13 protein-coding genes and 1 pseudogene are annotated in these 13928 nt (G+C 34.1%); 3 read left to right on the top strand and 11 right to left on the bottom strand.

Going from position 1 to position 13928, the window contains the following annotated elements; genetic code table 11:
* From RWO85_RS06510 to mutL, 3 genes are all read right to left on the bottom strand, one after another.
* The coding region (locus tag RWO85_RS06510; RefSeq protein WP_314008165.1) for a DNA-3-methyladenine glycosylase I at positions 1–186 on the bottom strand (186 nt) is incomplete at its 3' end.
* Positions 187–195: 9 nt separating this feature from the next.
* Positions 196–789, bottom strand: a complete 594-nt coding sequence (gene ruvA, locus RWO85_RS06505) for a Holliday junction branch migration protein RuvA (protein WP_000273417.1) — start codon at positions 787–789, stop codon at positions 196–198.
* 15 nt (positions 790–804) lie between these two features.
* On the bottom strand, positions 805–2754 hold the full coding sequence (gene mutL / locus RWO85_RS06500; protein ID WP_314414804.1) for a DNA mismatch repair endonuclease MutL: 1950 nt from the start codon (positions 2752–2754) through the stop codon (positions 805–807).
* A 186-nt stretch (positions 2755–2940) separates the two neighbouring features.
* Between mutL and RWO85_RS06495 the strand changes: the two are divergent.
* Positions 2941–3330: pseudogene (locus tag RWO85_RS06495) on the top strand (transposase); the annotation flags it as partial.
* Positions 3331–3396: 66 nt separating this feature from the next.
* Here the strand turns inward: RWO85_RS06495 and RWO85_RS06490 are convergent.
* The 6 genes from RWO85_RS06490 to RWO85_RS06465 form a co-directional block, all read right to left on the bottom strand.
* Positions 3397–4452 (bottom strand): lanthionine synthetase LanC family protein, encoded by a 1056-nt coding sequence (locus RWO85_RS06490; protein WP_314414802.1) that lies wholly within the window; start codon positions 4450–4452, stop codon positions 3397–3399.
* A complete protein-coding gene (locus RWO85_RS06485) occupies positions 4445–5215 on the bottom strand; it encodes an arginase family protein (protein ID WP_314414800.1) in 771 nt (256 codons plus the stop codon). The genes RWO85_RS06490 and RWO85_RS06485 overlap by 8 nt, the downstream gene beginning before the upstream one ends.
* Positions 5216–5245: 30 nt before the next feature.
* Entirely contained in the window at positions 5246–8143 is a 2898-nt protein-coding gene (locus RWO85_RS06480; RefSeq protein WP_314414798.1) for a lantibiotic dehydratase, read from the bottom strand.
* 42 nt (positions 8144–8185) lie between these two features.
* Positions 8186–9772, bottom strand: a complete 1587-nt coding sequence (locus RWO85_RS06475; RefSeq protein ID WP_314414796.1) for an ABC transporter ATP-binding protein — start codon at positions 9770–9772, stop codon at positions 8186–8188.
* A 301-nt stretch (positions 9773–10073) separates the two neighbouring features.
* Entirely contained in the window at positions 10074–10208 is a 135-nt protein-coding gene (locus RWO85_RS06470) for a hypothetical protein (RefSeq protein ID WP_314414794.1), read from the bottom strand.
* A 150-nt stretch (positions 10209–10358) separates the two neighbouring features.
* Positions 10359–11225 carry a helix-turn-helix transcriptional regulator gene (locus tag RWO85_RS06465; protein ID WP_314414792.1) on the bottom strand — a complete coding sequence of 289 codons (867 nt, stop codon included), beginning with the start codon at positions 11223–11225 and terminating at the stop codon, positions 10359–10361.
* A 432-nt stretch (positions 11226–11657) separates the two neighbouring features.
* Between RWO85_RS06465 and RWO85_RS06460 the strand changes: the two genes are divergently transcribed.
* Together RWO85_RS06460 and RWO85_RS06455 are read left to right on the top strand one after the other, a co-directional pair.
* The gene (locus RWO85_RS06460; RefSeq protein WP_314414790.1) at positions 11658–12098 is read left to right on the top strand and encodes a LytTR family DNA-binding domain-containing protein; all 441 of its coding nucleotides are present in this window, start codon (positions 11658–11660) and stop codon (positions 12096–12098) included.
* On the top strand, positions 12095–12553 hold the full coding sequence (locus RWO85_RS06455) for a DUF3021 domain-containing protein (protein ID WP_314414788.1): 459 nt from the start codon (positions 12095–12097) through the stop codon (positions 12551–12553). The genes RWO85_RS06460 and RWO85_RS06455 overlap by 4 nt, the downstream gene beginning before the upstream one ends.
* Positions 12554–12828: 275 nt before the next feature.
* Here RWO85_RS06455 and nrdI read toward each other — a convergent pair whose 3' ends face one another.
* Positions 12829–13308 carry a class Ib ribonucleoside-diphosphate reductase assembly flavoprotein NrdI gene (gene nrdI, locus RWO85_RS06450; protein ID WP_314414786.1) on the bottom strand — a complete coding sequence of 160 codons (480 nt, stop codon included), beginning with the start codon at positions 13306–13308 and terminating at the stop codon, positions 12829–12831.
* A gap of 77 nt (positions 13309–13385) precedes the next feature.
* A complete protein-coding gene (locus RWO85_RS06445) occupies positions 13386–13919 on the bottom strand; it encodes an ABC transporter permease (protein WP_314414784.1) in 534 nt (177 codons plus the stop codon).
* Positions 13920–13928: the final 9 nt, after the last annotated feature.

Below are 13928 nucleotides of genomic sequence, written 5' to 3'. Positions count from 1 at the left end.
AAAAATCATTTTCACACCCTTTCGTCTATTAGTATAGAAGAAAGCTCTCAGCACAGCCTGATAGGTTTCCATACACAACAACTCAAACAATGCTTGGTCATCATGGAGGGGCTGACCCCATTCCTCATCATGATAGGCAATGTAGAGCGGATTGGTCATCTTGACCCACGAACAACGTTTTGTCATGCTCTGCTCCTATTTGACCAACATTTTGAGGGCAGACTTGATATAGTTCTCAGCTGTATCTGTCGTTCCTTCAAAGAATTTCTTGATTTTCTTGAGCTCTGTTGCCTTGTAGCCCAGAGCCAACATGGCTTCCATGGCTTCTTCCAATTCTTGGTTTTCAGCGCTAGCTTGCACTGCTACCTTAGCAGGAAGGTCATCTCCTGCAACTACTACCTTGCCTTCCAAGTCCAGCACCATCTGCTGGGCTGTTTTCTTACCAATTTTAGGAAACTTGGTCAAGTAGGTGATATTCTTGGTTTCGATGGCTTGAACCAGGCCAGCATTGTCATCGGCAGCGATAATAGCGAGAGCTGATACAGGACCAATTCCAGATACCGAAATCAGACTGAGAAAGAGCTTTTTCTCGTCTTCTGAACGAAATCCATAAAGCAGATGAGCGTCCTCACGTACAACTTGATGCACATAAATTTGAGCTTCTTGATTGACCTGTCCCGAGTAGGCATAGGGATTGGCCACATGCAAGATATAACCAATACCATTGGTTTCAAGAACAATGTATTTGGCAGTGATTTTGGTAATGATTCCTTTTAAATATTCGTACATAGTTTTCCTTTTAGTTTAATATTTCCCCAACTCACGGAGACTGGTATGATTTTCCTGAATGCGTCGGAACATTTTTTCCATATCCGACTTGGTAAAATGCACCAAAACAGGACGTCCGTGGGGACAGTTATAGGGATTGTCACATTGAGAAAGCTGATAGAGGAGCTGTCTAGCCGAATGGTCATCGATACGATGGTTGGCCTTGATAGACCGTTTGCAGGACATCATAATAGCCAACTCTGCTCGATATTTCTTGATAGAAACTTCCTTGGTCAAAAGGAGCATGTCACACATTTCATAGATGCCTGACTCAATCTCTTCTTCTGCCATCCAAATAGGATGTTCACGTAGGATGAATTGATTTTCCCCGTACTCTGCTAGAAAGACTCCAACTTCCTCTAAAAGAGGCATTCTTTCCTTGAGACGAAGGGCATCATCCGCAGGAAATTCAAAGATATAGGGCACTAGGAGTTGCTGCTGGCTCTGGTCAACATTGCCAATGCTTTCACGGTACTCCTCGTACTTGACCCGTTCCTGAGCCGCATGCTGGTCTATGATGTAAAGCCCATCTCTCCCCTGGGCAAAGAGATAGGTTCCATGCATTTGCCCGAAAAATTCCAACTCTGGGAAGCTTGAAGATTCTTCTCGCTCCAGCTTATCATAGGCCTTATCCAGACTGGCTAAATCTAGCTCTGGATGGTCTAGTTGGTCATAATTAGCAGGCTTTCTCTCCGCAAAATGGAGTTTGCTAGGCTTAGTCAGATGCTCCAAGGTTTCCTTGGCAAACAGGGTCAAATCCTGTCCTTCATCAGTCAATTCTACCTGATAATCAGCTACTTCAGCTTGACTAGGTCTTGTCGGCTCAGTTTTCTCATAGTAGAGCGTATTTTCTTTGAGTGGGAGAATGGTCTGCTCCACCTTCTCACGATTGCGGACGGTCGATTTGGCAAGATTTTCCAAGGCATCAGGTATCAAAGTTTGCTCCTTGAGACTATTTGCAATAGCTTCTGAGACCAAGGCCATCAATTCTTTTTCCTTGGAAATCCGCACTTCTTGCTTGGTTGGATGCACATTGACATCCGCTAGATAAGGGTCAATATGGATATGAATAACAGCCAACGGAAAGCGTCCCACCATGAGCTTACTGCCATAGCCGTCTAGAATTGCACGATTGAGCAGGAAGTTCTTGATATAACGGCCATTGATGAAAAGGCTGATATAGTTGCGATTGGCCCGAGTTAACTCAGGCAGGGAAACAAAGCCTGAAATCTCGAAATCTAAGTCAGAGTTCTCAATTTCAATCATCTTCTTAGCACTCGCCAAACCGTAAATCCCTGCGATTGCTTGGCGCAGTTGACCAGTCCCAGCTGTCCGCGTCATTTCCTTGCCATCACTAATCAAACTAAAAGAAATCTCAGGATGGGCCAAGCCCAGACGGTTGACAATATCAATGATATGAGACAGCTCCGCTTGCTGGCTCTTCATATACTTAAGGCGGGCAGGCGTATTGAAAAAGAGGTCCTCCACACAAACCTTGGTTCCCACTGGACTGGTAGCTGGGATGATTTCTTCTACTTCTCCCCCACGTGCGACGAGCTTGGTCCCGTGACTTGCGCCATCCACCGCAGTCAACAGAGTTAAGACACTAACAGACGCTATAGAAGGAAGGGCTTCACCACGAAAACCAAGCGTCCGAATCCGAAAGAGGTCTGCTTGATTTTTTATCTTACTGGTCGCATGACGACGCAGGGCTAACTCCACCTCATCGTGGGCAATTCCATGACCATTATCTGTGATTTGAATCTTCTTGAGACCTGATTCCTCAATCTCAATGATAATCTGACTAGAACCCGCGTCAATGGCGTTTTCTACCAGCTCCTTAACAACGCTAGCTGGACGCTCGATAACCTCTCCAGCTGCAATCTGGTTTGCCAGCACCTCTGGCAATTCAATAATATGAGACATCTTTCAGCCCCTTTCTGTATCTATTTTCCTAGAAATTGATTAGTGCTATTATACCATATTTCAGAAAGGACAGAAAAGCAAGCACCACATAGGAACCAAATCCCTCCACATAGACAAAGTCCCTTGCCAGGGGGAATAAAATAGTGGTATACTCAATAAAAATCAAAGAGCAAACTAGAAAGCTAGGCTCCTAAAAGGGAGAAAGTCTATGAAAAGATTAGCGGACGGCGTTTTGAGCAGACTTCAATTGTTGCAGGACAAGTAGATGGAGAGTTTATAGCTCCCGTGATTTACAAAGAAAGTATGACTAGCGACTTCTTTGTGAAGTAGTTCAAAACGCAACTCCTACCTGCTTTGAAGACACCTCATGTCATTGTCATAGACAATGCTAGTTTTCATCCCAAGAACAATTTGGATGAACTCTGCATCCAAGATAGACACTTTTTCTTACCTCTACCACCTTATTCCCCAGATTTGAATCCTATTGAGCAAGCTTGGTCTATCTTGAAAAAGAAAGTAACGGATTTATTAAGGAAAGTTCCAAATATTTTTGAATGTTTAGAACGCTTTCTTAAACTAAACGACTATAAAAGAAACAGTTATATGTTTGGGATAAACAAAAAACCGAGATTGCCTCAGTTTTCATAGTGTTAGCATGATTTTGTTAAGAATTTCCACTTTATTAGAATAATCGTTCATAAGAGCCAATATAACTCCTAAGCAATTTTCAATGATATTTGGTGATTCATTTAGATTACCAAGTAAATTTTTTTTATTTTGTAATTCTTCATAAAGCTTCTCTCTTACAAGTATTCTATTTTTTCCTGTATAATTGAATGCACACATCATGATACTCATCCCAGCATAACCATGGCAAAGATATGAATCATCATATTTCCAACTTCCACTGCTATCAAATATCTCTAATAATTCATTGTACAAGTAGCTACTTATCTCTTGTTCAACTGGTAGTGAATATAGTAATAAAAGTATAGAAAGTCTACTGTTACACCATCCCATTTTTTTACCAAAAATTTCCTCAAATTTTTCTTTGTCTATAACTAGCTTCAAGTAACAATCCATCATTTTATTATATATTTCCTTTATTTCTTTAGATTCTTCTTTTTCCAAATAACTACGAAATATTTTCAAAAACGGTACCATTCCATGTATAAGCGAAATATCAAAACTTTCTATATCTATTTCTTTTTTTATAATCCCTAATAATTTATTTAAACTTTCTTCTAAAATGTACGATTCCTTATGATTTATTGGTGTTTTTCTCTGTAAATAATAATATACAATTCCTAACAAACCTCCAAAAAATTCATACTCTTTCTTTGAGTCCTTAAAAAAAGGAAGTAATACCAACATAGTATCACTTATAGTTTTATTGAAATATTGACTCAATAAATCAGAATACTCGCTATTCAACTTACTATATTCTAACAAGAAAACAATACCAGTCATACCATTATAAAATGACAACTTAAATCTTGATTTATTAAGATATATTTCTTTTAAAATAAATTCATAGAACTGTTCATCAATGTAATCTATATATTCTGAATCTGATAAACAAGACAAAAAAAGTAATATATTATACAATATTTCTGGATAATTTTCATTATTCGATAGTTCTTTAAAATCTAATTGCAGAAAATCCTGCTCAATTTTGTTCAGTATTCTTTCAATCATATTTGGTATAATTATCTGTATTAATTTCCGTTAGTATACGCTGTAAGGTGATGTTAGAAATTGTAGACTCTACAAGAGGATTATATTCAACCAAGTCCCAAATTATATTTTTTCCGTGTATTCTTTTGATTTCTTTTATTTGTCTGATAAAGTATACAAGATTTACTAAACTTAACCCCCCAGGCATTGGAAAGCTAACACCTGGAAAGTCCGATACATTTAGCACATCGACATCAAGACTAATGTAAATAGTATCAAATTTTTCAAAGTATTCTCTTATATTTTCTAGAATAATTTCTTTATTTTCATATACTGCGATATCATCATAAACTTTATATTTTCTAGGGGTAAGAATCTTATAATAATCGTGTCTAGTTCCTATTATCATACCACTCTCAATACTATCCTCTATCCAACTAAGAACATTCCAATTATAATATCCATCCGATATATCTCCTTTATCTAAATGAGCATCAAATATTATAATTCCGATACTTTTCTCAGTATCAATAATATTATCAAAAACAAAACTGGTAGTACAATGATCGCCACCAAAAATAAATATGTCCTCTTCACCATACCGAGAAGATATTTTTGATTTCAATTCTGATATTAAGTCACTATTTTCGTAATCAGAGGCATTTATAAAATTATTTTGTAAATAATACTTTCTCTCTAAATAATTATTTCTAATAAAATTATTAAATCCACATTCGGATCCTGGTACTTTCGTTCGTCCTTTATAAGGTAAATTTATAAACATTTACTCCTCCTTAATCATTTATAATCAAACTTACATTTTAGACTTCTGGATAAATTTTTTATCCATTAAATATAGATAGAACAGTTGATAAATTTTCTCCTCATAAAATTTATTGAAAAAAATTTTATTTAAAAATAGATGTATATATCTCTTAGCAATTTCTATTTTTTCAGATGTATTAACTTTTCGTTTACTCTCAATTTCATTTGATAGTCCGACTAGATATTTACATTTTTTGAAAAGTTCCTCACTAAATGGAAAAACATCTAAATCTATATTTTTAATTTCTTTTTTTACATTTCTATATAACGAGTAATTTTTTGATACTTCAATGTCCTTAAAATGTTTGATTAATTCCTCAGTGTCTATTCCAAATGATTCAAAAATACTTTGTAGTATAAGTACATAATATTGTATCGGAAGTGTTCTCAAAATGGAATAATTAGAAATAACATAAAGAGAATCTAGTGTTAATATCTTCTCGATATTCCAAGCACTATCTGAACCACCAAGTAGTGAAAAATCTATTCGATACGGTAGCATCTCATACCGTGTTAGAAGTCCGTCGTCTATACTAGATGAAAAAAGTTTTATCATTAACATTAAGACTTTAATTTTATCCGTATCATTTGTTCCCAAAATTTTAATTCTAAATCGAATATGATATTCATCGTAGTAATATTGAACAAAATTTATACTATATTGAATATCGTCATCAATCAAATTTAAGAACCTCTTTAAAATATCTTCTACACAAATCGATGTCAATTCCTCTTTACAATACAAATGAAAACTAAACCAGTCTTTAGATACCAGATGTACTTCCTCCAAGCTACATTTTTTTTCTAAACACTGTGTACTATTATCTATATCTTTTGAAAATGCTATTATTTCATTAGAGCTTTTTAACTCCCCTAAGTACTCTGTTAAAACTACTTTATCTGTCTTTAATTTTTGTTTTACCTTCTCTATATCTCCTTTTTTATCTAAATTTATCAGTATCTCCATGTCTCCCTCTACTAAATTTACAAATTTCGGAACATTATAGTTTTTTATAAACTTATCAAAATTAGAATTTTTAGATAGCCTCCATGTTTCAGGATATACAATTATATCTTTATAGACTATTCTATTTTGATAATGTAAATACTCAATTGAAAAAACCTTATAGAAATCATAATACGATAATTGGTTGCAAAAAATACTATATAAAAATCGGGTTTGATTATTTAATAGATCTGGAGAAATTCTATTTCTTTTTACAACACGCATATTAGTACCTATTTTCTTAGAAAAAACTTGAAAATTATTCTTGTTATCTAAATATACATATACATCTGAAATATCAATATTTTTAAAAAATGGAAAATCTAATATCAAGTTATCTAAGGCATTCTCTCTCTTGATGTCATTTAATACTAAATTATTATAAAATTCATCAACTCCAATTAGAAGTTCGTTATAAAATTTTCTCTCTATCTCTAGCATATTGTTTATATTGAGATTTTCCTTAAAGTAAGACACATATTTCCCAGAAATCGAAAAAAAATTATCTGAGTATTGATTCCCATGCCATCTTAATTTAATCCTATTATCAACTTCATAAATTGAAAAAACTACTTCAGCAGTAGGAAAACTATCCTTGACTACCCGTCCTTGTTCAATTAAATTCTCTAATTTTATCTCTTCACCATTGGTAGTGTTCAAAATCTGATTCACTAAGTCATGTTGGAATTTATCTGTTCCATCATTAATATTTAAAGTTTCTCCCAAATAAGTACTCAAAATTGGGTTTGAATAGTTTGAAGGAGAACCTAACCCTTTAACTGAAAGCAATTCCGTTAAAGGCACTAAATTGTTACTACCATACAAATTATAAAATTTTCTTGTATATTCTTTCAGACTGAGCTCTTGCTTATATTTTAAATTAATAGTTAATAGTATATTAAGAAACTCTTCTATTTCATTCTTTATCTGATAATCCATCTGAAATCTCTGATGACTAATACATAAAATATTAAGCGGAGTATTTACCTTGCATATATCGTCCATAATACTATATAAATCCATCAGAATTCGACTCCCCTCTCCTAGAGGAATACTATTATATAATTCTATTTTTGATTTTATACAAGCAATTTGCCTTTTGAATTTTGCAGGTATTAATTCTATTCTATTAATAAAATCATCTATCAAATTTATTTTATTGTCTCTGGTTAATATCTCAAAACATTCAAAAAATAATATCTCACTATCTATCAATTGCTGTATATAGTCATAGATAGTATTTAATTCAAATCCCTTCTCTAATAACAAATTAACTAGGGAACTTATTTTTAAAGGTGTTTTACAAGTCTCGATAATGTCTGAAAGAACAATGTTTAAATCCGTCAAGACAATTTTTTGTATATCTGATTGGCAAAAATACAGCTTCTGATTTAACAGCTTTGTTCCGACCCCTATTAAATTGGGATTTAAAAATACGAATAGTTCTTTTAATACATCTCGTTCTCTCAAAATCAATTTTAAAAAATCAAAAGCCCACTCTGTAGAAATATCTGTTATCTTTTCTACACTCTTTGATTCACATTTCAGATTTTCTTCTATCGCACCATGAGAAAATTCTCCTACTCCTACATATCCAAACGTGAAGAATGTTGAGGGACGTGTACAAAATCTAATAAAATAATTTTCTAAAGTTCGTAATAATCTTCTCTTATTTTTCTCTGGTTTTTTATAAAAATTTGATAGCTCCATAAAGAGAGTGCGATTACAAAGTAAAATTGCTTCTTGAAGTAAAACGTTTTTCCAAAGGTACTCATAGCAGCTGTCTATGTTATCAAATTTTAGCGAGTAATACTCCTTTAAAGCCCAATTATTACCTGTTTTTTGTCTATAAATATATTGAGGTAGTATTTCTTTTTTCATAAATTTTTCCTAGCAATTTAGTGTGATTATGATATTTTACCGTTAAGTAAGCATTCCTTCTTCAAGAGTTATCACTTCATCAAACATTGAGATAAAAGTATCTGATGGTTCGTGAGCAATACAAATAATCATTTTTTCCTGCAATGAGTCAACTAATTTTTCAATACGCAATCTATTTTCTTTATCTAGGGACGATGTAACCTCATCCAAAAGTAAAATTTCCTTATTCGCAAGCAGAGATCTAGCAAAATCTAGTCTCCTCTCTTGTCCTCCAGATAACTTATTTTTGATGGGATCCTCTAAATTAATATTTTCTAAGCTTACCTTTTGTAGCACTTGATGAATTAGACTTTTATCATAGTCTTTATACATTGTCAAATTATCAATAGCTGGTTTATCAAAAATAAATGTTTTCTGCTCCACGTAAGCAACTGATGAGTAATCTAACTTAATGCTAGTTAAATCCTGTCCATTAACTAAAATATTACCATTAGTATTAAAACCATCTGGTATCAAACCTATTAATGCATTCAAAAGTGTACTTTTCCCACTACCACTTTTTCCAACAATAAGATACTTTTTACCCACCTTAAATGTTAAATTTATATTTTGTAATATATTTTGTTTCTCACCTAATATTCCGAAATCAACAAGTTCAATTGTATTAATTTTTACATTTTCTGTCTTGGTGGAATCCTCTGGTACTTGATGTATAGTTTCAACTAGGTCGTTAACCAATTTTTTTGAAGACAATATATCAGTATAGCTATGCTTCATGTTTGTAATTGGGTATGTAATATACATCACTAATTGACGAAGTCCGATAAATTCTCCTAGAGAAAGTCTTCCCTTGAGTACAAAAAATCCTCCTACTACCCAAGCACCCTGATTTACAAGCATTGTTATTGCATAAGATATTGCCCCTATTAAATTTGCCTTTTTGTAATAAGCTACATTAGTTTGTTCTAACTGCTTACTTTTTGAATTCACTATATCAATGAAAGAGTGCACTGCATTAAATAGTTTGACTGTCTTTAAACCAGAGTAAAAATCTGATACCACATTAAAATAATTTTCTTTTGATTTTACACTTACACCTCTTGCATTTTGTAAAGAATTTTGAGTTAACAAAGGATAAAAAAGAGGAAGTAAACTCAAAACGACCATTATGATAGTATATGACGGTTGTATAAACAAAGATATGACTGAGGCAAAAATAAAAACTAAAATATCATTAGTTATACTAATAATTTGCTCTAAATATTGTTTTTCTAAGACTTCTAATTCATTAGTATAGGTTGAAATATGCATTTCAGGATTACTACGATAAACATCAATCAATGGTTTTCTTCCGTTACTATCAGTCAAATCACTTCGTATATCATGTAAAATTTTTTGAATTAATTTCTGATTTGAAACTTCAACACAGTAGTCCATTGCAGAATCAAAAACTATGTAGACTAGCAACAACACTACATATAAGATGAATGTTTTTGAATTAACATTTGAAATAGAATCAATAATGCCTTCTAGCACAAAAGCCAAGCTCAGTACAGAAATTGCTCCAATAATATTTACTATTAAGAATTGACCTACTAAAAAGGGATTTTGATAAAAATATTTTTTCATTCGAGATTCTTTTATAACTTCTTTAATTAATTAACCTAATAAAAATCAGGAGCGATTATAATTATCACCCCTGACTCAACAAAATGCACTTTAACATGCACGCTGACTTGGCTGATTTCTTCCCATCAAGATAGCAGCTACATCAATGTCGTCAACATCAATAGAAATATCTTCTTGTTTTAAAGTAAGCTCTGTATTTTCCATAGCATGTTTATCCTTCCATAAATAGATTTAAGATTTTTATCCGGTGAGGAGAAATCTTATCAAACCTCATAATGTCGTTATAGATTAGTCTGAATAGTTAGAGAGCTTTCCCATTCGCTGGACCTGGATCAATCCCTCTAGCTATCTTATGAACTTGAGGTGTTCTCGCAATTCCTAACAGAATTAAGCCAATAACTAATACAGCAACTATTTTCTTAAACAAACTTCTCATATGCCTCTCCTTTTTTTCTTTCATTTATTTTATCACTTCAAAATTAGCTCGTCAAGTGTTTTTATGACATTTTTTTATTTTTTTTTATTTGATACTTTTTTGTATCTAAGATAAGTTTAAAAAACGATGCTCACTTGAACACCGTATTCATTATTCTGTTATATCTGCAATGTAATGCTCAACTTTCAAAGCCATTGACATGTTTTCCTCTAATTTGTAAAGGAAATGAGCTGTCTCAAAATATTCTTTCACTGAACTTTTAGAAGAGAAATTTTCACTTACGTTTCCCATCAATAAGTACAAATTAGCCAAAAGATAATTCGTTCTGTAAGCCTTACATTGTTTTATAGTAGCTGTAATTTTAGTAATAGCTTCTTCAATATTTTTCTGTAACCATAGATAACGACAAACGTTGTAGTTAAACTTAATAGATAGTTCTAACTCTTCGATTGTACTCAAATTGAGTTGATTTACTTGATACTCTAGTTTTTCACGAATTTTATTGAAACGACCTAAATCTCCAATATCATAATAAAAATTGAATAGGGTGTTTGAAACTTGGAGATAGTTCAAATCAGATACACTTAACTGTGATAATACCCCCTCTAATCGTACAATCGCATCTTCTTTCTGTCCGTAAAAATAAAAATCTATCAGAGATTTTATCCATTCCATGTAGATTTTATCTGCTAAAGATAGGCGGTGAGCTTTTACATTCTCCAATTCATATATATATTTCAAAGACTCATAATTGCGATTTGTAATAAATGTCTGTGCTAATTTCTTAAATTCTGATAACTCCTCAACTTTCTCTACAACCTGCTCATCAAAAAAATAATCCATACTGACTTTTAACTTCTTAGCAAGGGCATGCAGGAAATCTGCTCCAGGAGTAAACTCTCCGCTCTCTAATCGACTGATTTGACCCTGTTTACAGATACCTTCAGCTAGTTCTCGCTGAGACATTTTTAATTCTTTCCGTCTATTTTTTAATCTTGTTGCTAATAGTGTGCCCACGTTTGCATCTTCCTCTTCTATTTGATTTCATTTTTAATTGTAACATGATTAAATCTAAAATTCAAATCAATGATTTGAAAGATACAAATTGTAGATAAAATCTATTTTTGTAATTCATCATCAACTTATTTACTTTTCATTTCTTCATTCAAACGCTTTATAAACTTATCCAGCTTCAACGCCACTTTTCATACCTATCACCTTCTAATTACAACTGTTCCCCTAGTTCTTTCAGCCCCTTTCTGTATCTATTTTCCTAGAAATTGATAGTGCTATTATACCATATTTCAGACAGGACAGAAAAGCTCCACCACATAGGAACCAAATCCCTCCACATAGACAAAGGCCCTTGCCAGGTGTCGTAAAATAGTGTTTAATAAAGGTGTACAAGAAGTGATCACAATTTTGTATGAAAAACAAGGAGAGAAATTTATGAAAGTAGAACTACAGATTAGTGAGACTTACGAAGAGGAAAAGCTGATTGTTCAAGCACCTCAAGAAACCGATAAAATCCAGAAAGTCATCGAGTTCGCAGAAAATCTGGATCTAACAGAAAAAATCAAAGGGAAAATCGATAATCAGGTCTATCTCGTTGAGATTGGTAAGATACAACGCTTCTATATCGAGAATCGGAAGGTTCTAGCAGAAACAGCGAGTCAGACCTACAGCATTGATTTGCGACTCTATCAGGTCCTTGAAATTCTGCCAACAACTTTTATCCAAATTTCCCAATCTGAAATCATCAATATCGATTCCATCTCTCATCTCAAGCTCACCCCCAACGGCCTGGTAGAAATCTTTCTAAAAAACGAAAGCTTCACCTACTCTTCACGCCGTTACCTAAAAACCATCAAGGAGAAATTAGAACTATGAAAAAACAAGTCTTCCACGACGCAGCTACTGGTGTCCTCATCGGCCTCATCCTCTCTATCATCTTTTCACTCATTTATGCACCAAATACCTACGCTCCACTAAGTTCCGAGTCTCTGATCGGACAAGTGATGGCTCAACATCAGGTTCACGGTGCCCTGGTCTTGCTCTACTGCACACTGATCTGGGCAGCCATCGGTATTCTCTTCAACTTTGGAAAGCGATTATTCAGCCGTGACTGGAGCTTGCTCCGTGCAACTCTGACCCATTTCTTCCTCATGCTAGTAGGCTTTATCCCACTAGCAACTCTGGCAGGTTGGTTCCCTTTCCACTGGATTTTCTATCTCCAACTCATTATTGAGTTTGCGATTGTCTACCTCATCATTTGGACTATTTCCTATAAAAGAGCATCAAAAAAAGTAGACCATATCAATCAACTTTTGGAGCATAGGAAGTAAGAGTTCTGACAAAACTGCCTAGGATAGTAAAAAGAGGCTGAGACAAAAAGATTTTGATTTTGGGAATTCTTTATTATAAAATTTTAATACTCTTCGAAAATCTCTTCAAACCACGTCAGCTTCGCCTTGCCGTACTCAAGTACAGCCTACGGCTAGCTTCCTAGTTTGCTCTTTGATTTTCATTGAGTATAAAATCGATAGGTTAGACAAAAAAACGAACAAAACAGAATTCTAAGTTTCAGATAACTCGTTTTGTTCGCTTTTTATATTTAAGGTTAGACTTTTGTCCCAGCCTCTTCCAACTCATACAAATCTGCGATAATCGCTGCGACATGTTTGATATCTCCCAGCATGCCTCGCATTTCAAAGTCAGCCAATACAGGGAAACCAAAACGTTGACTGTATTGCTTGGCTGTCAGGCAGTATTGGTTATTAAAGTTACGATTTCCTGAACCAACCACACCAAAACACTTACTAGCATTGTCACCATAGGCGATAAAATCCCCAACGGGTGTCGTCAAAATCTCAACATCTCCGTTGTCCACACCATTTCCACCTTCAAGGTAGGTCGGTAGAAAGGCGACGTAAGGGTGGTCCATTTCATAGAAATCGTGGCCTTCTTTGACCAAATCTTTGATATGAATCTTTTGGACCTCAATCCCCTCGTACTGGGACAAGATATAGTCTTTCAAGCGCGTCACAAAACTTTCAGTATTGCCACTCAGACTAATATAAACTAAAGAAATTGTCTTCATATTTTCCTCCATGATTTTATCTATAATCGAAAAAGAACTACCAAGATTGTAACTTGATAGCTCTTTTTTGTCAATACTTAAGCAACTTCTTCTGTTTCCTCTTCTTCAGCCAAGGCTTTTTGTTGACGCCACATCTTATAGAAGACAAGGGCTAGGAAAAGAACATTGATGACAATATAGAAAATGCCGACAGCTTTTGAACCAATACTCATTGTCAAACGCATGGTCTCATCTTGAACCAACTGCACCGCGTCTTGCAAAGTTACATAGGTATAAATCGAACCAATAATAGCTAACAAAACATAGCCAACGTAAGTATAGTTTGCATATTGCAAATTCTTACGAATAAGGAAGACAATCGCTACGACCACTAAAATAACAGATAGCACAATCAAAGCAACATTAAAAATAGAATGAGATGCTTCTGCTACTCTATAGTTGTAATTAAGCTGGTCTTCTAATTGCTGAGCACTGACCCCTGCAACTTGTTTCTGAGCAGCACGAAGGGCTTCTTTACTAGGCAAGGGACTCACAATCCCAAACAGAGACGGAACTGAAATAAGGGCAGACAAGATTAGCAAGACCCATAGATAAATCGGTTTCTTTTTCATGATAGAACC

The sequence above is a fragment of the uncultured Streptococcus sp. genome, from assembly GCF_963521865.1.
In the GTDB taxonomy this organism is placed as follows: Bacteria; Bacillota; Bacilli; order Lactobacillales; family Streptococcaceae; genus Streptococcus.
This window is presented reverse-complemented; position numbering and strand designations above follow the sequence as displayed.